Consider the following 18,320-nt stretch of genomic DNA (forward strand, 5'->3'; position numbering starts at 1 on the left):
CTGATCGTTCCGATCGCGATGGAAGAAAAGCTGCGCTTCGCTATCCGCGAAGGCGGCCGCACCGTCGGCGCCGGCATCGTCGCCAGCATCGTCGAGTAAGTCGAAACCGGCCACTCCATCCGGGTGGCCGATTCGATGACAATAATATGATGCAAGCGGCGGTAGCCGCTTGCTTATGACGTGGAAATGTTGCAAATGGCGCGCGAGCGCGATTTGCGCCCTGCTTCGGATAGCGAAGCGGCCGATGAGATTAACAATAAGGTGGGCCGAAAGGTCTAAAGAAGTGGATGGGGATGCTGTAGCGGCGTCCCTCTCGATCTTTGAAACCGGTGGTCCGCCTTAGGAAAAAGAACAATCCGTGCCCTTTTTGAGCGGCGCGCGAGATAACAAAACACAAGGATAACGTCGAATGAACGGCCAAAATATCCGCATTCGCCTGAAGGCGTTCGATCACCGGATTCTCGATGCTTCCACGCGCGAGATCGTGTCGACGGCGAAGCGCACCGGTGCAAGCGTCCGGGGCCCCGTTCCGCTTCCGACTCGTATCGAGAAGTTCACGGTAAACCGGTCCCCGCACATCGACAAGAAGAGCCGCGAGCAGTTCGAGATGCGCACGCATAAGCGCCTTCTCGACATCGTAGACCCGACCCCGCAGACGGTAGACGCGCTGATGAAGCTCGATCTCGCCGCCGGTGTCGATGTTGAGATCAAGCTCTGAGACCTCTGGTCCTCGAGCTGAGTGAGAAGGATTGAACCGATGCGTTCAGGTGTGATTGCACAGAAGGTGGGAATGACCCGCGTCTATAACGACGCCGGCGAGCATGTCCCGGTAACCGTATTGCGTTTGGATGGCTGCCAGGTCGTGGCCCAGCGCACAGTAGAAAAGAATGGCTACACCGCAGTTCAGCTCGGTGCCGGCCAGGCGAAAGTCAAGAACACGACGAAGGCCCTGCGCGGCCACTTCGCCGTTGCCAGCGTTGAGCCGAAGGCCAAGCTCGTCGAATTCCGTGTCACGGACGACAACCTGCTTGAAGTCGGCACTGAGCTCAACGCAGGTCACTTCACGGCGGGCCAGCTCGTCGACGTGACCGGCACGACGATCGGTAAGGGCTTTGCCGGCGCCATCAAGCGCCACGGCTTCGGCGGTCTGCGCGCCACGCACGGCGTGTCGGTTTCGCACCGCTCGCACGGTTCGACCGGCTCGCGCCAGGACCCGGGCAAGGTGTTCAAGAACAAGAAGATGGCTGGTCACATGGGCCAGACACGCGTCACGACGCAGAACCTCGAAGTGGTATCGACCGACGAAGATCGCGGTCTGATCCTCGTCAAGGGCGCAGTTCCCGGCTCCAAGGGTGCCTGGATCATCGTGCGCGATGCCGTCAAGTCGGCTGCGAAGTAAGGGAGCCAAACCAATGGAATTGAACGTCAAGACCCTCGAGGGAAAAGACGCTGGGAAGGTTTCCCTTTCTGATGCGATTTTCGGCCTCGAGCCGCGTGAGGACATCCTCGCACGCGTCATTCGCTGGCAGCTCGCCAAGAAGCAGCAGGGCACGCATCAGGCAAAGGGCCGCGCAGACGTAGCGCGTACCGGTGCCAAGATGTACAAGCAGAAGGGTACGGGCCGCGCTCGTCACCATTCGGCTCGCGCTCCGCAGTTCCGCGGCGGTGGTAAGGCTCACGGCCCGGTCGCTCGCAGCCACGAGCACGATCTGCCGAAGAAGGTTCGCGCCCTTGGCCTGCGTCATGCTCTGTCCGCCAAGATCAAGGCCGAAGACGTCATCGTCCTCGACAACCTGGTCGCAGCCGATGCCAAGACCAAGGCTCTCGCCGGCGCTTTCGAGACGCTCGGCCTGACCAACGCGCTCTTCATCGGTGGCGCCGAGCTCGACAGCAACTTCAAGCTCGCAGCCCAGAACATCCCGAATATCGATGTTCTGCCGGTTCAGGGCATCAACGTTTACGACATCCTGCGTCGCGGCAAGCTCGTGCTTTCCAAGGCTGCGGTTGAAGCTCTAGAGGAGCGATTCAAGTGACGGATCTTCGCCATTACGATGTGATCGTTTCTCCTGCGATCACCGAAAAGTCCACGCTGGTTTCGGATAACAACCAGGTTGTTTTCAACGTTGCCAAGACCGCGACGAAGCCTGAAATCAAGGCTGCCGTCGAGGCGCTGTTCGGCGTCAAGGTTACGGCCGTCAACACTCTGCTGCGCAAGGGCAAGGTCAAGCGGTTCCGCGGCCTGGTCGGCAAGCAGAAGGACGTGAAGAAGGCTGTTGTGACGCTCGCCGAAGGCCAGTCGATCGACGTCTCCACCGGTCTCTGAGGAATAAGAAAATGGCATTGAAAACATTCAATCCGACGACCCCGAGCCAGCGTCAGCTGGTCATCGTCGACCGGTCCTCGCTCTACAAGGGCAAGCCGGTCAAGACCCTGACCGAAGGCCTGACCTCCAAGGGTGGCCGCAACAACCTCGGCCGCATCACCGTGCGCTTCCAGGGCGGCGGTCACAAGCGCAGCTACCGTCTGGTCGACTTCAAGCGTCGCAAGTTCGACGTTGAAGCAACCGTCGAGCGCATCGAATACGATCCGAACCGTACCGCTTACATCGCTCTGGTGAAGTACACGGACGGCGAACTGGCCTACATCCTCGCTCCGCAGCGCCTCGCTTCCGGCGACAAGGTTATTGCTTCGGACAAAGCTGTGGACGTGAAGCCTGGCAACACCATGCCGCTTCAGTTCATTCCGGTCGGCTCCATCATCCACAACGTGGAAATGAAGCCGGGCAAGGGCGGTCAGATCGCTCGCTCCGCCGGTTCCTACGCCCAGCTCGTCGGTCGTGACCAGGGCATGGCGATCCTTCGCCTGAACTCCGGCGAACAGCGCCTCGTGCATGGCTCGTGCCTCGCAACGATCGGCGCCGTTTCGAACCCGGACCACGGCAACATCAACGACGGCAAGGCCGGTCGTTCCCGTTGGCGCGGCAAGCGTCCGCATAACCGCGGCGTTGTCATGAACCCGGTCGACCATCCGCACGGCGGTGGTGAAGGCCGCACCTCCGGTGGTCGCCATCCGGTGACCCCCTGGGGCAAGCCGACCAAGGGCAAGCGTACGCGGTCGAACAAGTCGACCGACAAGTTCATTATGCGCTCGCGCCATCAGCGCAAGAAGTAAGAGAGGAAGTCTCAAGTGGCTCGTTCAGTATGGAAAGGTCCGTTTGTTGACGGCTATCTTCTCAAGAAGGCTGAGAAGGTGCGCGAAGGCGGACGCAGCGAAGTGATCAAGATGTGGAGCCGTCGCTCCACCATCATGCCTCAGTTCGTTGGTCTCACCTTCGGTGTCTACAACGGCAGCAAGCACATTCCGGTCAGCGTCAACGAAGACATGGTCGGACACAAGTTCGGCGAGTTCGCCCCGACCCGTACCTATTATGGTCACGGTGCGGACAAGAAGGCGAAGAGGAAGTAACAATGGGCAAGGCAAAAACCGAACGCCGGCTGAAGGACAACGAGGCGCAGGCAGTTGCGCGCACGCTCCGCGTCAGCCCGCAGAAGCTCAACCTGGTCGCGGCTTCGATCCGTGGCAAGAAGGTTGATCGCGCGCTCGCAGAGCTCGAATTCTCGCGCAAGCGCATTGCTGGCGCCGTCAAGAAGACGCTCGAATCTGCGATCGCCAACGCTGAGAACAACCATGATCTCGACGTTGACTCGCTGGTCGTGGCGGAAGCCTACGTCGGCAAGTCGATCGTCATGAAGCGTTTCCACGCCCGTGGCCGTGGCCGCGCATCTCGTATCGAGCGGCCGTTCGCGCACCTGACGATCGTCGTTCGTGAAGTGGAAGCTCAAGGGGAGGCCGCATAATGGGTCAGAAAATCAATCCAATCGGTTTTCGTCTTGGCATCAACCGTACCTGGGATAGCCGCTGGTTTGCGGACAATGCCGAGTATGGCCAGCTCCTCCACGAAGACCTGAAGATGCGCAAGTTCGTCATGAACGAACTGAAGCAGGCCGGTATCTCCAAGGTGGTCATCGAGCGTCCGCACAAGAAGTGCCGCGTCACGATCCACTCGGCTCGTCCGGGCCTGATCATCGGCAAGAAGGGCGCTGACATCGACAAGCTCCGCAAGAAGCTGTCGGACATGACGAATTCCGAAACGCACCTCAACATCGTTGAAGTTCGCAAGCCGGAAATCGACGCGACGCTGGTTGCCCAGTCGATCGCTCAGCAGCTCGAGCGCCGTGTTGCTTTCCGTCGCGCCATGAAGCGCGCCGTTCAGTCCGCGATGCGTCTTGGCGCCGAAGGCATCAAGATCACCTGCGCCGGCCGTCTCGGCGGTGCGGAAATCGCTCGTACTGAATGGTACCGCGAAGGTCGCGTGCCGCTGCATACGCTGCGCGCTGACATCGACTACGGCACGGCTGAAGCAGAAACCGCATTCGGCATCTGCGGCATCAAGGTCTGGATCTTCAAGGGCGAAATCCTTGAGCATGATCCGATGGCCTCCGAACGCCGCGCGCTGGAAGGCGACGCTCAGGGTCCGGCTAGCCGCGATCGCGATAGAGACCGCCGCCGCGAAAACGCTTGATAGCGTTCGTGGCAGATAAGTTCGGAGAATAAGAAAATGTTGCAGCCAAAGCGTACGAAGTACCGCAAGCAATTTAAGGGCCGCATCAAGGGCGTTGCCAAGGGTGGTTCTGACCTCGCATTCGGCGAATTCGGTCTGAAGTCGCAGGAGCCTAACCGCGTCAACGCTCGTGAGATCGAAGCGGCCCGCCGCGCGATCACGCGTTATATGAAGCGCGCCGGCCGTGTATGGATCCGCGTGTTCCCGGATGTTCCGGTAACCGCAAAGCCGACCGAAGTCCGCATGGGTAAAGGTAAGGGCTCTGTCGAATATTGGGCATGCAAGGTCAAGCCCGGCCGTATGATGTTCGAGATCGATGGTGTGAGCGAGGAAATCGCTCGTGAGGCTCTGCGCCTCGGCGCCGCCAAGCTCTCGGTCAAGACGCGCTTCGTGCAGCGCATTGCAGAGTAAGGAAGAAGCTCATGAAAGCCGCAGATGTTCGCGCCCTGAGCGCCGACCAACTCAAGGACGAGCTTGCCAAGCTGAAGAAGGAGCAGTTCAATCTGCGCTTTCAGAAGGCGACCGGCCAGCTTGAGAAGTCCTCGCGCATCAACGAAGTCCGCAAGGACATCGCTCGCGTGAAAACCATTGCCCGCCAGAAGGCGGCAGAAGCAAAGGCCTAAAGGAAGAATAACATGCCGAAGCGCATTCTGCAGGGCGTCGTGGTCAGCGACAAGAACGAGAAGACGGTAGTTGTCCGCGTTGAGCGTCGTTTCGCTCATCCGCTGCTCCAGAAGACCGTTCGTCGTTCCAAGAAATACAAGGCTCACGACGAAAACAATCAATACAAGGTCGGCGACGTCGTTTCCATCGAGGAATGCGCGCCGATCTCCAAGGACAAGACCTGGACGGTCGTTTCCGCCCAGACCAAGTAACAGAATTTCGCTCAGGCCCTTGCGCTTGGGCGAAATATCTGTATGAAGCACGAGCTTGGAAGCAGGACGCTCGAGAACGGGCGTTCTTTTGCTTTATTGATGGCTGGCGAAGGTGACCCAGGTGGTTCCGAGCGCCGGAGAAATCAGACAAGAGACTAGTCCATAAGCCGGGGTAGGGGGCTGTTAAGCCCAACCATTCCGGTAACAACAAGAAGGCGACCTGACATGATTCAGATGCAAACAAACCTCGACGTGGCGGATAATTCCGGCGCACGTCGTGTCATGTGCATCAAGGTGCTGGGCGGCTCGAAGCGCAAGTATGCCTCGATCGGCGACGTCATCGTCGTTTCGATCAAGGAAGCCATTCCGCGCGGCCGTGTGAAGAAGGGTGACGTGATGAAGGCGGTTGTTGTTCGTACCGCCAAGGACATCCGTCGTCCGGATGGCAGCGTCATCCGCTTCGATACCAATGCAGCAGTCCTCATCGACAACAAGAAAGAGCCGATCGGCACCCGTATCTTCGGACCGGTTCCGCGCGAACTTCGCGCCAAGAACCACATGAAGATCATCTCGCTGGCTCCAGAAGTACTTTAAGGAGCGGAGCGATGCAAAAGATCCGTAAAGGCGACAAGGTCGTCGTATTGGCCGGCAAGGACAAGGGCCGCACCGGCGAAGTTATTCAAGTGCTGCCGAAGGAAGACCGTGCGGTCGTCCGTGGCGTCAACGTCATCAAGCGCCACCAGCGCCAGACGCAGACCCAGGAAGCTGGCATCATCAGCAAGGAAGCCCCGCTTCACCTGTCCAACATTGCGATCGTCGACAAGGACGGCAAGCCGACCCGCGTCGGTTTCAAGGTTGTAGATGGCAAGAAGGTCCGTGTGGCCAAGACCTCGGGAGAAGTGATCGATGGCTGAGGCAAAGTACGAGCCGCGGCTCAAGAAGGAATATGTCGCTCGCATTCGCGCAGCGATGCAGGAGAAGTTCGCCTACGCCAACGAGATGCAGATCCCGAAGCTGGACAAGATCGTGATCAACATGGGCGTGGGCGAAGCAACGGCTGATTCGAAGAAGCCGACTGTTGCTGCCGCCGACCTCGCAGCGATCGCCGGCCAGAAGCCGGTCATCACCCGCGCACGCAACTCCATCGCAGGCTTCAAGGTCCGCGAAAACATGCCGATCGGCGCAAAGGTTACGCTGCGCGGCGCCCGCATGTACGAGTTCCTGGACCGTCTGGTCAACATCGCGCTCCCGCGCGTTCGCGACTTCCGCGGCCTGAACCCGAAAAGCTTTGACGGTCGTGGCAACTTCGCCATGGGCATCAAGGAGCACATTGTGTTCCCTGAGATCAACTACGACAAGGTTGATCAGATGTGGGGCATGGACATCATCGTTTGCACGACGGCGACGACCGACGACGAAGCACGGGCTCTTCTGAAAGAGTTCAACTTCCCGTTCCGTCAATAACCGTAACGACGAGCGTAGAAAAGGAACCCTGATATGGCGAAGACAAGCGCAGTCGAAAAGAACAAGCGCCGCCGCAATACGGTTGCCAACCAGTCTGCGAAGCGGGCTGCCCTGAAGGCAATCATCATGAACCAGTCTCTTTCGATCGAAGAGCGGTTCAAGGCCACTCTGAAGTTGGCATCGCTCCCGCGCGATGGATCCAAGACCCGTATTCGCAACCGTTGCGAAGTATCGGGCCGCCCGCGCGCCTATTACCGCAAACTGCGCATGTCGCGTATCGCGCTGCGTGAACTCGGCAACTTCGGCAAAGTGCCGGGCGTCGTCAAGTCGAGCTGGTAAGGAGCAGATTAGATGACTATGACTGATCCTTTGGGCGATATGCTCACCCGTATCCGTAACGGTGCTTCGCGCCGCAAGTCGTCGGTTTCGACGCCTGCGTCCAAGCTTCGTGCGCGTGTTCTCGATGTTCTACAGGCTGAAGGCTACATCCGTGGCTACTCCGTCGTCGATTTCGGCAACGGCAAGTCTGAGCTCAACATCGAGCTCAAGTACTATGAAGGCGCATCGGTGATCCGCGAGATCGGCCGTGTGTCCAAGCCGGGCCGCCGAGTTTATGTCTCGGTCAAGTCCATTCCGCAGGTCGCGAACGGCCTCGGCATCACCATCCTTTCGACCCCGAAGGGTGTGATGGCCGATCACCAGGCTCGCGAACAGAATGTTGGTGGCGAGGTTCTCTGCTCGGTCTTCTAAGATCGAACAGGGATCTCCTTCGAAACAGACAGGTTTGAAAAATGTCTCGTATCGGTAAGAAGCCCGTTCAGGTGCCTGCAGGAATCACGGCCTCGGTTGATGGCCAGAAGGTGACTGCTAAGGGCCCCAAGGGCGAGCTGTTTTTCGTCGCTAACGACGAAATCGGTCTCAAGCTGGAAAACAATGCAATTGTCGTAACGCCGCTCAGCGACTCCAAGGATGCTCGCGCAAAGTGGGGCATGTCCCGCACGATGATCGAGAACATCCTGAAGGGTGTCAAGGACGGCTACGAGCGCAAGCTCGAAATCAACGGCGTCGGCTACCGTGCCGCCATGCAGGGCAAGAACCTGCAGCTCGCGCTCGGCTTCAGCCACGACGTGGTTTATGAGCCGCCGCAGGGCATCACGATCGCTGTGCCGAAGCCGACGGAAATCGTCGTCTCCGGTATCAACAAGCAGCAGGTCGGCCAGGTTGCCGCTGAAATCCGCGAATATCGCGGTCCTGAGCCCTACAAGGGCAAGGGCGTCAAGTATGCCGACGAGCGGATCGTCCGCAAAGAAGGCAAGAAGAAGTAAGGATCACGCGAAATGGCTAGCAGGAAAGAAGCACTTGCACGTCGTGCCAACCGCGTGCGTCGTCAACTCAAGTCGGTGGCCAATGGCCGTCCGCGCCTGTCGGTTCATCGCTCGTCGAAGAACATCTACGCCCAGGTCATCGATGATGTGGCCGGCAAGACGCTTGCGTCTGCCTCCACCCTCGACAAGGATCTGCGTGGTTCTCTGAAGACCGGTGCCGACACCGCCGCCGCAGCCCTCGTAGGCAAGCTCGTTGCCGAGCGCGCCTCCAAGGCCGGCGTCAAGGAAGTCGTGTTTGACCGCGGCGCCTTCATCTACCACGGCCGTATCAAGGCTCTGGCCGATGCAGCCCGCGAAGGCGGCCTGACCTTCTGATTAAGTTTCCGGCCGGTAGCTTTCGAGCGCCGGCCGGATATCACCGGACCGCTGATCTCCGTGAGGAGGTTGATGCGGTCTTCGTTTTGTTTGCCGATTGCACCCGGAAAAGAAAAAGGAAGAGGACAATGGCACAGGAAAAGAGGGCTCCGCGGGAAGACCGCCAGAGCCGTGAAGAGCGCGATAGCGAATTCGTCGACAAGCTGGTCGCGATTAACCGCGTCGCAAAGGTTGTAAAGGGTGGCCGCCGCTTCGGTTTCGCCGCCCTCGTCGTCGTCGGTGACCAGAAGGGCCGCGTCGGCTTCGGTCACGGCAAGGCACGCGAAGTGCCGGAAGCGATCCGCAAGGCAACCGAAAGCGCCAAGCGCGACATGATCTTCGTACCGCTGCGTGACGGCCGTACGCTGCATCACGACGTCCATGGCCGCCATGGCGCCGGCAAGGTTCTGCTGCGCTCGGCCAAGGTCGGTACCGGTATCATCGCCGGCGGCCCGATGCGCGCCGTTTTCGAAACGCTCGGCGTTCACGACGTCGTTGCCAAGTCGACCGGTTCGTCGAACCCGTACAACATGGTTCGCGCTACGTTCGACGCCCTGAAGCACCAGGTTCACCCGAAGGACATCGCAGCTCAGCGCGGCATCAAGTATGCCACCCTGCAGGCTCGCCGTACGTCCTCGGGCAATGCCTCCGAAGAATAAGGGAGTTTGACCTATGGCCAAGACGACCAAGAAGGCTGAAGCCAAGGCGACCGTTACGGTCGAGCAGATTGGCAGCCCCATCCGCCGTCCGGATGTTCAGCAGAAGACGCTGATCGGTCTCGGACTGAACAAGATGCACCGTCGCCGCACGCTGGAAGATACTCCGGCCGTTCGTGGCATGATCCGTGCTGTCCAGCATCTCGTTCGCGTTGTCGACGAGAAGTGAGCCGGAGGTATTCGCTATGAAACTGAATGAGATTAAGGATAACGAAGGCTCGACCCATAGCCGCAAGCGCCTCGGCCGCGGCATCGGCTCCGGCTCCGGCAAGACCGGCGGCCGTGGTGTGAAGGGTCAGAAGTCCCGTTCGGGCGTTGCCATCAACGGCTTCGAAGGCGGTCAGATGCCCATCTACCGTCGTCTGCCGAAGCGCGGCTTCACCAACATCTTCGCTGCCGACTATGTCGTCGTGTCGCTCGCTCGCATCCAGGCTGCCGTCGATGCCGGCAAGCTCGATGCCAAGGCAACCGTCGATGCTGCCGCTCTCAAGGCTGCCGGCGTGATTCGCCGCGTCAAGGACGGCGTTCGCGTTCTTTCGGACGGCGAACTGACGGCGAAGCTTTCGCTGGAAGTCGCAGGTGCCTCCAAGCCGGCGGTCGAAAAGATCGAAAAGGCAGGCGGTTCCATCAAGCTGCTCGCTTCTGTCGCAGAATAATCTTATCAATAAATCGCCCGGGGTGCTTCACACCGGGCGATTTTGCTCCCATATGTGAGCCTCACGAACCTGAATGATGCAGCAGTGTCTTTCCGGGGAATAACGGGAACCAAGGGTGAGGCATCCGATTGCAACGCAATCCGTCCAAAACCCGGCTTTTAAACAATTAAAGACTGATTCCGGACCCGGCCGATAATGCCGGAATTGGTAATGCGGAGATTTGCATGGCTTCTGCAGCGGAACAATTGGCATCCAATCTCAATTTTGCGACCTTTGCCAAAGCCGAGGATCTCAAGAAGCGCCTGTGGTTCACGCTCGGTGCTCTCCTCGTCTACCGTCTGGGTACCCATATCCCGCTTCCGGGGCTCAATCCGGCGGCCTACGCCCAGGCCTTCCAGAATCAGTCCGGCGGCATTCTCGGCCTTTTCAACATGTTTTCCGGCGGCGCCGTGCAGCGCATGGCGATTTTCGCGCTCGGCATCATGCCCTATATCTCCGCTTCGATCATCGTGCAGCTCATGACCTCGGTCGTGCCGGCGCTCGAGAACCTGAAGAAGGAAGGCGAGCAGGGCCGCAAGATCATCAACCAGTACACCCGCTACGGCACGGTGTTGCTCGGCGCTTTGCAGGCCTATGGCATTGCGATCGGCCTTGAGCACGGTAACGGCGTCGTTCTAGATCCAGGCTGGTTCTTCCGTCTTTCGACCGTCGTCACGCTGCTCGGCGGCACGATGTTCCTGATGTGGCTCGGTGAGCAGGTCACCTCGCGCGGAATCGGCAACGGCATTTCGCTGATTATCTTCGCTGGTATCGCAGCCGGTCTGCCGACCGCGCTTGCCGGTACGCTCGAACTTGGCCGCACGGGCGCTCTGTCGACCGGTCTGATTCTCGCCGTGCTCGTGGTGGCTGTCCTGGTCATCGGACTGATCGTCTTCGTCGAGCGTGCCCAGCGCCGCCTGCTGATCCAGTATCCGAAGCGCCAGGTCGGCACCCGCATGTTCCAGGGCGATACCTCGCACCTGCCGCTGAAGCTCAACACATCAGGTGTTATCCCGGCGATCTTCGCATCGTCGTTGCTGCTGCTGCCGGCAACCGTGGCCGGTCTCGGAAACAACACGGCCCTGCCGACTTGGGTCACCTCGATCGTCGCTGCCCTCGGTCACGGCCAGCCCATCTACATGGTGCTCTACGCAGCCCTTATCGCATTCTTCGCGTTCTTCTACACCGCGCTCGTCTTCAATCCGAAAGACACGGCCGACAATTTGAAGAAGCACGGCGGCTTCATTCCGGGCATCCGTCCGGGCGAGCGCACCGCCGAATATATCGACTATGTGCTGACCCGGATCACGGTGATCGGCGCGATCTATCTTGTCTTCGTCTGCATTCTGCCCGAAATTCTCGTGTCCCAGACCGGTATTCCGCTGTCTCTGGGTGGCACTTCGCTTCTGATCGTGGTTAGCGTAACGCTGGATACGGTGGCGCAGATTCAGGGTCACCTGATCGCACAGCAATATGAAGGCCTGATCAAGAAATCGAAGTTGCGTGGAGGAAAGAGGGGGCGATGAGATTGATACTTTTGGGGCCGCCGGGAGCAGGTAAGGGGACCCAGGCCCAGCGTATCGTGGAAAAATACGGCATTCCGCAGCTTTCCACAGGTGATATGCTGAGGGCCGCGGTGGCAGCCGGGACTGAAGTAGGCAAGCGTGCCAAGGCCGTCATGGACGCCGGAAAGCTTGTTTCAGATGAGATTGTCAATGCCATTGTGTCCGAGCGTATCGATCAGCCGGATTGCGCCAAGGGCTTTATTCTTGACGGTTATCCGCGCACGCTGGTTCAGGCCGATGCGACGGAAGCGATGCTTAAGGAGAAAGGTCTCGATCTTTCTGTCGTGATCGAGATCAAGGTGGATGACGGTGTGCTCGCCGATCGCATCTCGGGCCGTTATACCTGCGCCAATTGCGGCGCCGGTTATCACGACGAAAACCTGAAGCCGAAGGTGGAAGGTGTGTGCGACCGTTGCGGTTCCACGCATTTCAAGCGTCGCGCCGACGACAACAGAGAGACAGTCGTCGAGCGTCTGCAGGTCTACTACAAGGAAACGTCGCCGCTCATTGGCTACTACTATGCCAAGGGCAAGCTTCAGTCGGTCGACGGCATGGCCGATATCGAGCATGTGACGGCCAATATCGAGGCCATCCTTTCTAAGCTCTAGATAGCTTAAAATAAACTTGTCGGGGGCGGTTGCTTTTTTGCGCTGATTCCGCTAAACACCGCGCCAACTCGCGACATGCTATGCGATCGGCGCGGATTTCCGTAGGGAGGTCCGAGCACGGTCGTTTTGACATGTTACGGACCCAAATTGAACAAGCAGCTCCAGGGCTGCATAACAAAGCCCTTTGCTTAGGCAAAAGGAATGCAAGGAGAACAGGCGTGGCTCGTATCGCTGGCGTCAACATCCCGACCGCAAAGCGCGTAGTTATTGCGCTTCGTTACATTCACGGGATCGGACCGAAGTTTGCACAGGAAATCTGCGAGAAGGTCGGTATTCCGGCCGAGCGTCGCGTCAATCAGCTGACGGACGCCGAAGTTCTGCAGATCCGCGAAACCATCGACCGTGACTATCAGGTCGAAGGTGATCTTCGTCGCGAAACCGCGATGAACATCAAGCGCCTGATGGACCTCGGCAGCTATCGTGGTCTGCGTCATCGTCGCGGCCTGCCGGTTCGCGGCCAGCGCACCCACACCAATGCCCGCACCCGCAAGGGTCCGGCAAAGGCTATTGCTGGTAAGAAGAAGTAATTTCCGGGAAGCCGGATGTGGGAGGCTGGCGGTCTGCGCCGGCCTCTTTTGAGTTTGGAGCGGGGCCATATAGGCGTCGCTCCGGTGTAGCCGCTGGCATTACGGCGGTGAAGAGATCCAAGAAAGGACTACCATGGCCAAGGAAGCCGTCCGCGTTCGCCGTCGCGAGCGCAAGAATATTACCTCGGGCGTTGCGCACGTCAATTCGACCTTCAACAACACGATGATCACCATCACCGACGCACAGGGCAACGCGATTGCCTGGTCGTCCGCTGGTGCCAAGGGCTTCAAGGGTTCGCGCAAGTCGACCCCGTTCGCTGCTCAGATCGCTGCTGAAGACTGCGCCAAGAAGGCCCAGGAACATGGCATGAAGTCGCTGGAAGTCGAAGTTTGCGGTCCGGGCTCCGGTCGTGAATCCGCTCTGCGCGCGCTCCAGGCTGCAGGTTTCATGATCACGTCCATCCGTGACGTGACCCCGATTCCGCACAATGGTTGCCGTCCGCGCAAGAAGCGCCGCGTCTGATCATCGCCACTCACGACACCAGCCGGCGCATATGTGTCCGGTTCGGTGCTTCTCAAGCTCGGTTGCCACGATTGGATGGTGGCAACGAACGGAAGGCAAGAACATGATTCAGAAAAACTGGCAGGAACTGATCAAGCCGAACAAGGTCGAGTTCTCCTCGAGCGGCCGCACCAAGGCTACGCTCGTAGCTGAACCGCTGGAGCGTGGTTTCGGTCTCACTCTCGGCAACGCGCTGCGTCGCGTTCTGCTGTCCTCTCTGCGCGGCGCCGCTGTGACGGCCGTGCAGATCGACGGCGTGCTGCATGAGTTCTCCTCTATCCCGGGCGTCCGGGAAGACGTGACGGACATCGTGCTGAACATCAAGGAAATCGCCATCAAGATGGATGGCGATGACAGCAAGCGCATGGTGGTTCGCAAGCAGGGCCCCGGCGTGGTAACGGCTGGCGACATCCAGACGGTCGGCGATATCGAAATCCTCAACCCCGAGCATGTCATCTGCACGCTCGACGAGGGCGCCGAAATTCGCATGGAATTCACCGTCAACAACGGCAAGGGCTATGTCCCGGCCGAGCGCAATCGTGCGGAAGATGCTCCGATCGGTCTCATCCCGGTCGACAGCCTTTATTCGCCGGTCAAGAAGGTGTCCTACAAGGTTGAAAACACCCGCGAAGGACAGGTTCTCGACTACGACAAGCTGAGCATGTCGATCGAAACCGATGGCTCGATCACCGGCGAAGATGCCGTCGCTTTCGCGGCTCGCATCCTCCAGGATCAGCTTGGCGTCTTCGTCAACTTCGACGAACCGCAGAAGGAAGCCGAAGAAGAAGCAGTCACCGAACTTGCTTTCAACCCGGCGCTCCTCAAGAAGGTGGACGAACTGGAACTGTCTGTTCGCTCGGCAAACTGCCTGAAGAACGACAACATCGTCTATATCGGCGACCTCATTCAGAAGACCGAAGCAGAAATGCTCCGCACGCCGAATTTTGGTCGCAAGTCGCTGAACGAAATCAAGGAAGTTCTCGCTTCCATGGGCCTGCACCTCGGCATGGAAGTGCCGGCATGGCCGCCCGAGAACATCGAAGATCTCGCCAAGCGCTACGAAGACCAATACTAACGTTTCAAACGGCAGGCGGATGCCTGCAAGTGAAGGAGAATAGCCATGCGCCACGGTAAAGCCGGCCGCAAGCTGAATAGAACCGCTAGCCACCGTAAGGCGATGTTCGCCAACATGGCGGCTTCGCTCATCACCCATGAGCAGATTGTCACCACCCTGCCGAAGGCTAAGGAAATCCGCCCGATCGTCGAGAAGCTGGTTACCCTCGGCAAGCGCGGCGACCTGCACGCTCGTCGTCAGGCCATCTCGCAGATCCGCGACGCCGCTGTCGTTTCGAAGCTCTTCGACGCGATCGCAACGCGTTACGCCACCCGCAACGGCGGCTACCTGCGCATCATGAAGGCCGGCTTCCGCCAGGGCGACAATGCCGCTCTCGCCGTCGTCGAATTCGTCGATCGCGACACCTTCGCCAAGGGCGCAGCCGACAAGGCTCGCGTTGCTGCCGAAGAAGAAGCCGCAGCCGCTTAAGGCCAGCTTCGAATATCTGATCAGGAGGCCGGATGAGCGATCATCCGGCCTTTTTGTTGTTTGCGGTCCGTGAAGACGGGCTTTCATTCTCCGCGATCGCTATGGAATATCGACGCTACATGGCTGAGTCGCACGCCGGCTTATGTGCATTTACCTGTGGGAGCGTCGCTGGGCATGAAGCGAAAACTGACACGAGGAAGATGGCCTCTGTTCCTGGCGCTGCTGCTGACCATAGCGAGCGGCCTCGCGCTCCGGCGATATGGCTATGCGATGCATCTGCCCTTTGTGGTCGTCAAATATGGCGGCTCTTTATTGTGGGGAGCGATGGTCTATTGGCTCCTGGCAACAATATTGGCTTCGGCGAGGCGTTTCAGGATCACCTCGGTGGCGCTGACCGTTGCTGTGCTCGTTGAGCTTTTCAGGCTTTGGCATACGCCAGCGCTGGATGCTTTTCGATTGACCACCGCCGGAGCCCTGTTGCTGGGAAGAGTCTTTTCACTCTGGAATATCATGGCCTATGCCGCCGGTATCGCGGTGGCGCTAGCGCTTGATTGCGCGCTGTCGAGGCCGAAGCGCCTGGTTTAATGCCAGCCGAGTTTCATTCGGATGATCCGCCATATCTAAACAGCGTCGGTCGATAGAACCCTGTTCCGGGTAAACGGAAGCCTACTCGACTGTTCGCATCGGCTGCCGCTTTGCGGGGCCGCCCTCTGAACGCATGGCTGCATTTCACGATTCGAATAACGGTTTTGATGAAAATAATTTGAATACTAATTAGTTTAATGCTAATTAGATTTTCATGAAATCGCTAAACGCCCTTCAACGAATCTTTACCGCCAACTTGCTGACGACTGGCCGCCAATGGCGCCGGGTTGTCGATGTCACGCTGAGTTCCTATGGCCTATCGGAAGCCGCGGCTGCGCCCCTGCTTTGGATCGGCCGTCTAGGGGGAGGCGTCCGGCAGGTGGTTCTCGCGACCCATGTTGGCATCGAAGGCCCGTCTTTGGTCCGGTTGCTCGATCAGCTGGAAGGCATGGAGCTGGTCATCCGCAAGGATGACCCGACCGATCGGCGCGCGAAAGGCTTGTGGCTGACGGCCGAAGGCGAGGTGCTTGCCTCTCGCATGGAGGACGCACTCGACACGCTGCGCGGGAATATCCTCGCCAATGTCGACCAGGCGGATATCGAGGCTGCCATCCGGGTCCTGAAGGCCTTCGAGGAATTCGAGGCGCCAAAGGCGGCTGAGGCAGAGCAGGAGAGGGGGAAGGTCTTATGAGCATCCCATCCTGGCGCGACTGGCTGTTTTCGGTCAAAGCCTTCATTGCTGCTATCATGGCGCTGTTCATTGCGCTGTCCCTAGACCTGCCGCGCCCCTACTGGGCGATGGCCGCCGTCTACGTGGTCGCTAATCCTCTTGCAGGCGCAACCAGCTCCAAGGGGCTCTACCGCGCTCTTGGTACACTCATCGGCGCTTCTGCATCGGTGATTCTCATCCCGCTCTTCGTCAATGCGCCGGAATTGCTTTCCGTCGTCGTCGCGCTCTGGACCGGCACCTTGCTGTTCATCTCGATGCTCGACCGCACCTCGCGCAGCTACGTCTTCATGCTTGCTGGTTATACGCTGCCGCTGATCGCGCTGCCGACCGTCGGTTCGCCTGAGACCATATTCGATGTGGCGCTTGCCCGTTCCGAGGAGATCATCATCGGCATCATCTGTGCAAGCGTCGTTAGCGCCATTGTTTTCCCGAGCAGCGTCGGTACCGTGCTGGGTAGCCGTATCGGCTCGTGGCTGGATGATGCCGGCACCTGGGCGGACGAGATACTGCGTGGCGAGGGCGCCACTCCGGCAACTCCATTGAAGCGGCAGAAGCTGGCTTCCGACGTCACCGGTCTCGATCTCGTTATCAGCCAGCTCAGATATGATGCGGGCAGCCGTGACATTGTCAGGCATTCCCGTGAGCTGCGCGGCCGCCTGTTGATGCTGCTGCCGCTCTTCTCGTCCCTTGCCGATCGGCTGCATGCGCTGAAGACTGGTGGAAAGCCACTGCCGCACGAGCTGGTCGTAGTGCTGAATAATGTGGCCGACTGGATCGGGCAGGGCGGTCGCAGCGCGGCTGACGATACCGCCGACACCCTCTCCGAGAAGATCGAGGAATTGCAGCAGAATGACATTGATCTCGGCTGGGATGATCTTGTCCGGTCGAGTGCACTGGATCGTCTGAAGGAAATCGTCGATCTCTGGCAGGATTGCCTGACACTGCGTGACCAGATCATTTCCGGGCAGCAGGTCGGCATTTGGCGCCCCGCTTTCCGTCACCGTGAGATCGTCGGTCACATTAGGCACTTTGATTATGGCTTGCTTGCCTTCTCGGCCAGTACGGTCGTCGTCGGCATCGCGGTTGCCTGCTTCTTCTGGATTTATTCCGGATGGGAGGATGGCGCAGGCTTCGTCAGCATGGCGGCGGTTGCCTGTTCGTTTTTCGCCGCGCTTGATCGGCCCGCACCTTTCATTACCTCGATGTTCATCTGGTGCGCCATGAGCCTGGTCATCGCCTGCGTCTATATCTTCGGCATATTGCCGTCCATCTCCGGCTTCGAGATGCTGGTGCTTGTCTTTGCGCCGCCCTTCCTGTTGATGGGCCTATTGATCCCGCGCCCGCAGACGAACATGCTCGCCATGCTGCTTGCCGTAAACGGCGCAAGCTTTATCGCGTTGCAGGATCGCTATGCGGCCGATTTTGCCAGCTTCACAAATAGCGCGATCGCAGCTTTGGCGGGCGTGGGCTTCGCCCTGGTCTGGACATTGCTCACCCGTCCGTTCGGCGCCGAATTGGCCGCCTGGCGCCTGGTGCGGGCCGGCTGGACCGACCTTGCCGAAACTGCCGCCGGCATCCGCAACGCCGATCACGAGCGCTTGTCCGGTCGCATTCTGGACCGTCTGGGCCAGCTCGTGCCGCGCCTCGCAGGCATCGAAAACCGCGAACTGAAAAAGGTCGACGGTTTTGCCGACGTCCGTCTCGGTTTCAACGTGCTGATGCTGCAGCAGGAGCGTCGGCAACTGGGCTCCGCGGCCGCCGCCTCCATCAGCGAAGTCCTGATCGGCGTATCGGATTTCTATCGCTCGAGGGTGAAGGCCAAGCGTGCTGTGGAACCTTCCGACGAACTGCGCGTGTCGATCGACCACAGTCTCGAAGCGGTTGCTCAGGAAAAGCGCCGCTCCGGCCGGGCGAGCCTCGATGCGCTCGTTGGCCTTCGCCGGGCGCTCTTCCCTCATGCCGAACCGCCGGCGAGCTGGCGGCCGCCTCTATCGGATACCACTCAACCTCATTCCATTGCCGCCGAGTAA

31 protein-coding genes are annotated in these 18,320 nt (G+C 59.3%); all 31 read left to right on the top strand.

Going from position 1 to position 18,320, the window contains the following annotated elements; translation table 11 throughout:
- Window positions 1-99, top strand: a 99-nt coding sequence (locus PY649_RS05485; protein ID WP_018099700.1) for an EF-Tu C-terminal domain-related protein, incomplete at its 5' end; no start/stop codon positions are given.
- 310 nt (window positions 100-409) lie between these two features.
- On the top strand, window positions 410-718 hold the full coding sequence (rpsJ, locus tag PY649_RS05490) for a 30S ribosomal protein S10 (RefSeq protein ID WP_003547547.1): 309 nt from the start codon (window positions 410-412) through the stop codon (window positions 716-718).
- 39 nt (window positions 719-757) lie between these two features.
- Window positions 758-1,399 carry a 50S ribosomal protein L3 gene (rplC, locus tag PY649_RS05495; RefSeq protein ID WP_285867205.1) on the top strand — a complete coding sequence of 214 codons (642 nt, stop codon included), beginning with the start codon at window positions 758-760 and terminating at the stop codon, window positions 1,397-1,399.
- 13 nt (window positions 1,400-1,412) lie between these two features.
- Window positions 1,413-2,033, top strand: a complete 621-nt coding sequence (gene rplD / locus PY649_RS05500) for a 50S ribosomal protein L4 (protein ID WP_285867206.1) — start codon at window positions 1,413-1,415, stop codon at window positions 2,031-2,033.
- Window positions 2,030-2,323: a 50S ribosomal protein L23 gene (locus PY649_RS05505; protein WP_285867207.1), complete on the top strand. Its 294-nt coding sequence runs from the start codon at window positions 2,030-2,032 to the stop codon at window positions 2,321-2,323. Before rplD ends, PY649_RS05505 begins: the two co-directional genes overlap by 4 nt.
- A gap of 11 nt (window positions 2,324-2,334) precedes the next feature.
- Window positions 2,335-3,171, top strand: coding sequence for a 50S ribosomal protein L2 (rplB, locus tag PY649_RS05510; protein ID WP_120703920.1), 837 nt, complete (start codon window positions 2,335-2,337; stop codon window positions 3,169-3,171).
- A 15-nt stretch (window positions 3,172-3,186) separates the two neighbouring features.
- Window positions 3,187-3,465 carry a 30S ribosomal protein S19 gene (gene rpsS, locus PY649_RS05515; protein WP_004118389.1) on the top strand — a complete coding sequence of 93 codons (279 nt, stop codon included), beginning with the start codon at window positions 3,187-3,189 and terminating at the stop codon, window positions 3,463-3,465.
- A gap of 2 nt (window positions 3,466-3,467) precedes the next feature.
- On the top strand, window positions 3,468-3,857 hold the full coding sequence (gene rplV / locus PY649_RS05520) for a 50S ribosomal protein L22 (protein WP_004118391.1): 390 nt from the start codon (window positions 3,468-3,470) through the stop codon (window positions 3,855-3,857).
- Window positions 3,857-4,582: a 30S ribosomal protein S3 gene (gene rpsC / locus PY649_RS05525; RefSeq protein ID WP_104822786.1), complete on the top strand. Its 726-nt coding sequence runs from the start codon at window positions 3,857-3,859 to the stop codon at window positions 4,580-4,582. Before rplV ends, rpsC begins: the two co-directional genes overlap by 1 nt.
- Window positions 4,583-4,618: 36 nt before the next feature.
- Window positions 4,619-5,032 (top strand): 50S ribosomal protein L16, encoded by a 414-nt coding sequence (gene rplP / locus PY649_RS05530; RefSeq protein ID WP_004118395.1) that lies wholly within the window; start codon window positions 4,619-4,621, stop codon window positions 5,030-5,032.
- Between the two features lie 11 nt (window positions 5,033-5,043).
- On the top strand, window positions 5,044-5,244 hold the full coding sequence (rpmC, locus tag PY649_RS05535; RefSeq protein WP_007690763.1) for a 50S ribosomal protein L29: 201 nt from the start codon (window positions 5,044-5,046) through the stop codon (window positions 5,242-5,244).
- A gap of 12 nt (window positions 5,245-5,256) precedes the next feature.
- Window positions 5,257-5,496, top strand: a complete 240-nt coding sequence (gene rpsQ, locus PY649_RS05540; RefSeq protein WP_120703921.1) for a 30S ribosomal protein S17 — start codon at window positions 5,257-5,259, stop codon at window positions 5,494-5,496.
- A gap of 225 nt (window positions 5,497-5,721) precedes the next feature.
- The gene (rplN, locus tag PY649_RS05545; protein WP_003573790.1) at window positions 5,722-6,090 is read left to right on the top strand and encodes a 50S ribosomal protein L14; all 369 of its coding nucleotides are present in this window, start codon (window positions 5,722-5,724) and stop codon (window positions 6,088-6,090) included.
- 11 nt (window positions 6,091-6,101) lie between these two features.
- Window positions 6,102-6,410: a 50S ribosomal protein L24 gene (gene rplX, locus PY649_RS05550; protein ID WP_104822787.1), complete on the top strand. Its 309-nt coding sequence runs from the start codon at window positions 6,102-6,104 to the stop codon at window positions 6,408-6,410.
- Entirely contained in the window at window positions 6,403-6,960 is a 558-nt protein-coding gene (rplE, locus tag PY649_RS05555; RefSeq protein WP_285867208.1) for a 50S ribosomal protein L5, read from the top strand. The genes rplX and rplE overlap by 8 nt, the downstream gene beginning before the upstream one ends.
- Before the next feature lie 33 nt (window positions 6,961-6,993).
- Window positions 6,994-7,299, top strand: coding sequence for a 30S ribosomal protein S14 (rpsN, locus tag PY649_RS05560; RefSeq protein WP_285867209.1), 306 nt, complete (start codon window positions 6,994-6,996; stop codon window positions 7,297-7,299).
- A gap of 12 nt (window positions 7,300-7,311) precedes the next feature.
- On the top strand, window positions 7,312-7,710 hold the full coding sequence (gene rpsH, locus PY649_RS05565; protein ID WP_112572299.1) for a 30S ribosomal protein S8: 399 nt from the start codon (window positions 7,312-7,314) through the stop codon (window positions 7,708-7,710).
- A gap of 41 nt (window positions 7,711-7,751) precedes the next feature.
- Window positions 7,752-8,285, top strand: a complete 534-nt coding sequence (gene rplF, locus PY649_RS05570) for a 50S ribosomal protein L6 (protein WP_285867210.1) — start codon at window positions 7,752-7,754, stop codon at window positions 8,283-8,285.
- Between the two features lie 12 nt (window positions 8,286-8,297).
- Window positions 8,298-8,660: a 50S ribosomal protein L18 gene (gene rplR / locus PY649_RS05575; protein WP_028753963.1), complete on the top strand. Its 363-nt coding sequence runs from the start codon at window positions 8,298-8,300 to the stop codon at window positions 8,658-8,660.
- A 128-nt stretch (window positions 8,661-8,788) separates the two neighbouring features.
- The gene (gene rpsE / locus PY649_RS05580) at window positions 8,789-9,358 is read left to right on the top strand and encodes a 30S ribosomal protein S5 (RefSeq protein WP_028753962.1); all 570 of its coding nucleotides are present in this window, start codon (window positions 8,789-8,791) and stop codon (window positions 9,356-9,358) included.
- A 13-nt stretch (window positions 9,359-9,371) separates the two neighbouring features.
- Window positions 9,372-9,584, top strand: coding sequence for a 50S ribosomal protein L30 (gene rpmD, locus PY649_RS05585; RefSeq protein WP_007690786.1), 213 nt, complete (start codon window positions 9,372-9,374; stop codon window positions 9,582-9,584).
- A gap of 16 nt (window positions 9,585-9,600) precedes the next feature.
- On the top strand, window positions 9,601-10,071 hold the full coding sequence (gene rplO / locus PY649_RS05590) for a 50S ribosomal protein L15 (protein ID WP_285867212.1): 471 nt from the start codon (window positions 9,601-9,603) through the stop codon (window positions 10,069-10,071).
- A 224-nt stretch (window positions 10,072-10,295) separates the two neighbouring features.
- Entirely contained in the window at window positions 10,296-11,636 is a 1,341-nt protein-coding gene (gene secY, locus PY649_RS05595) for a preprotein translocase subunit SecY (RefSeq protein WP_285867213.1), read from the top strand.
- Window positions 11,633-12,283, top strand: coding sequence for an adenylate kinase (locus PY649_RS05600; RefSeq protein ID WP_285867214.1), 651 nt, complete (start codon window positions 11,633-11,635; stop codon window positions 12,281-12,283). The genes secY and PY649_RS05600 overlap by 4 nt, the downstream gene beginning before the upstream one ends.
- A gap of 218 nt (window positions 12,284-12,501) precedes the next feature.
- On the top strand, window positions 12,502-12,870 hold the full coding sequence (gene rpsM / locus PY649_RS05605; protein ID WP_004118424.1) for a 30S ribosomal protein S13: 369 nt from the start codon (window positions 12,502-12,504) through the stop codon (window positions 12,868-12,870).
- A 133-nt stretch (window positions 12,871-13,003) separates the two neighbouring features.
- A complete protein-coding gene (gene rpsK, locus PY649_RS05610) occupies window positions 13,004-13,393 on the top strand; it encodes a 30S ribosomal protein S11 (RefSeq protein WP_004118426.1) in 390 nt (129 codons plus the stop codon).
- A 103-nt stretch (window positions 13,394-13,496) separates the two neighbouring features.
- Window positions 13,497-14,507: a DNA-directed RNA polymerase subunit alpha gene (locus PY649_RS05615; RefSeq protein WP_028753958.1), complete on the top strand. Its 1,011-nt coding sequence runs from the start codon at window positions 13,497-13,499 to the stop codon at window positions 14,505-14,507.
- 45 nt (window positions 14,508-14,552) lie between these two features.
- On the top strand, window positions 14,553-14,975 hold the full coding sequence (gene rplQ / locus PY649_RS05620) for a 50S ribosomal protein L17 (RefSeq protein ID WP_120703928.1): 423 nt from the start codon (window positions 14,553-14,555) through the stop codon (window positions 14,973-14,975).
- A 174-nt stretch (window positions 14,976-15,149) separates the two neighbouring features.
- Window positions 15,150-15,560 carry a ribosomal maturation YjgA family protein gene (locus PY649_RS05625; RefSeq protein WP_285867216.1) on the top strand — a complete coding sequence of 137 codons (411 nt, stop codon included), beginning with the start codon at window positions 15,150-15,152 and terminating at the stop codon, window positions 15,558-15,560.
- Window positions 15,561-15,774: 214 nt separating this feature from the next.
- Window positions 15,775-16,251 (top strand): MarR family winged helix-turn-helix transcriptional regulator, encoded by a 477-nt coding sequence (locus PY649_RS05630; protein ID WP_285867217.1) that lies wholly within the window; start codon window positions 15,775-15,777, stop codon window positions 16,249-16,251.
- Complete coding sequence (locus PY649_RS05635) at window positions 16,248-18,320, top strand: FUSC family protein (RefSeq protein ID WP_285867218.1); 2,073 nt, start codon at window positions 16,248-16,250, stop codon at window positions 18,318-18,320. The genes PY649_RS05630 and PY649_RS05635 overlap by 4 nt, the downstream gene beginning before the upstream one ends.

The organism is Rhizobium mayense (assembly GCF_030272705.1).
Lineage (GTDB): Bacteria > Pseudomonadota > Alphaproteobacteria > Rhizobiales > Rhizobiaceae > Rhizobium > Rhizobium mayense.

What these genes read in the sequence shown, in the direction of transcription:
- rplX (WP_104822787.1), top strand. Translation starts at nt 6,102, where the DNA reads ATGCAAAAGATCCGTAAAGGCGACAAGGTCGTCGTATTGGCCGGCAAG.
- rplD (WP_285867206.1), top strand. Translation starts at nt 1,413, where the DNA reads ATGGAATTGAACGTCAAGACCCTCGAGGGAAAAGACGCTGGGAAGGTT.
- rpmC (WP_007690763.1), top strand. Translation starts at nt 5,044, where the DNA reads ATGAAAGCCGCAGATGTTCGCGCCCTGAGCGCCGACCAACTCAAGGAC.
- rplR (WP_028753963.1), top strand. Translation starts at nt 8,298, where the DNA reads ATGGCTAGCAGGAAAGAAGCACTTGCACGTCGTGCCAACCGCGTGCGT.
- rpsN (WP_285867209.1), top strand. Translation starts at nt 6,994, where the DNA reads ATGGCGAAGACAAGCGCAGTCGAAAAGAACAAGCGCCGCCGCAATACG.
- rpmD (WP_007690786.1), top strand. Translation starts at nt 9,372, where the DNA reads ATGGCCAAGACGACCAAGAAGGCTGAAGCCAAGGCGACCGTTACGGTC.
- PY649_RS05625 (WP_285867216.1), top strand. Translation starts at nt 15,150, where the DNA reads ATGAAGCGAAAACTGACACGAGGAAGATGGCCTCTGTTCCTGGCGCTG.
- rplN (WP_003573790.1), top strand. Translation starts at nt 5,722, where the DNA reads ATGATTCAGATGCAAACAAACCTCGACGTGGCGGATAATTCCGGCGCA.
- rplV (WP_004118391.1), top strand. Translation starts at nt 3,468, where the DNA reads ATGGGCAAGGCAAAAACCGAACGCCGGCTGAAGGACAACGAGGCGCAG.
- PY649_RS05615 (WP_028753958.1), top strand. Translation starts at nt 13,497, where the DNA reads ATGATTCAGAAAAACTGGCAGGAACTGATCAAGCCGAACAAGGTCGAG.
- rplP (WP_004118395.1), top strand. Translation starts at nt 4,619, where the DNA reads ATGTTGCAGCCAAAGCGTACGAAGTACCGCAAGCAATTTAAGGGCCGC.
- secY (WP_285867213.1), top strand. Translation starts at nt 10,296, where the DNA reads ATGGCTTCTGCAGCGGAACAATTGGCATCCAATCTCAATTTTGCGACC.
- PY649_RS05635 (WP_285867218.1), top strand. Translation starts at nt 16,248, where the DNA reads ATGAGCATCCCATCCTGGCGCGACTGGCTGTTTTCGGTCAAAGCCTTC.
- rplQ (WP_120703928.1), top strand. Translation starts at nt 14,553, where the DNA reads ATGCGCCACGGTAAAGCCGGCCGCAAGCTGAATAGAACCGCTAGCCAC.
- rplC (WP_285867205.1), top strand. Translation starts at nt 758, where the DNA reads ATGCGTTCAGGTGTGATTGCACAGAAGGTGGGAATGACCCGCGTCTAT.
- rplE (WP_285867208.1), top strand. Translation starts at nt 6,403, where the DNA reads ATGGCTGAGGCAAAGTACGAGCCGCGGCTCAAGAAGGAATATGTCGCT.
- rpsK (WP_004118426.1), top strand. Translation starts at nt 13,004, where the DNA reads ATGGCCAAGGAAGCCGTCCGCGTTCGCCGTCGCGAGCGCAAGAATATT.
- rpsE (WP_028753962.1), top strand. Translation starts at nt 8,789, where the DNA reads ATGGCACAGGAAAAGAGGGCTCCGCGGGAAGACCGCCAGAGCCGTGAA.
- rpsC (WP_104822786.1), top strand. Translation starts at nt 3,857, where the DNA reads ATGGGTCAGAAAATCAATCCAATCGGTTTTCGTCTTGGCATCAACCGT.
- rplF (WP_285867210.1), top strand. Translation starts at nt 7,752, where the DNA reads ATGTCTCGTATCGGTAAGAAGCCCGTTCAGGTGCCTGCAGGAATCACG.
- rpsH (WP_112572299.1), top strand. Translation starts at nt 7,312, where the DNA reads ATGACTATGACTGATCCTTTGGGCGATATGCTCACCCGTATCCGTAAC.
- rplB (WP_120703920.1), top strand. Translation starts at nt 2,335, where the DNA reads ATGGCATTGAAAACATTCAATCCGACGACCCCGAGCCAGCGTCAGCTG.
- rpsJ (WP_003547547.1), top strand. Translation starts at nt 410, where the DNA reads ATGAACGGCCAAAATATCCGCATTCGCCTGAAGGCGTTCGATCACCGG.
- rpsQ (WP_120703921.1), top strand. Translation starts at nt 5,257, where the DNA reads ATGCCGAAGCGCATTCTGCAGGGCGTCGTGGTCAGCGACAAGAACGAG.
- rplO (WP_285867212.1), top strand. Translation starts at nt 9,601, where the DNA reads ATGAAACTGAATGAGATTAAGGATAACGAAGGCTCGACCCATAGCCGC.
- PY649_RS05600 (WP_285867214.1), top strand. Translation starts at nt 11,633, where the DNA reads ATGAGATTGATACTTTTGGGGCCGCCGGGAGCAGGTAAGGGGACCCAG.
- PY649_RS05630 (WP_285867217.1), top strand. Translation starts at nt 15,775, where the DNA reads ATGAAATCGCTAAACGCCCTTCAACGAATCTTTACCGCCAACTTGCTG.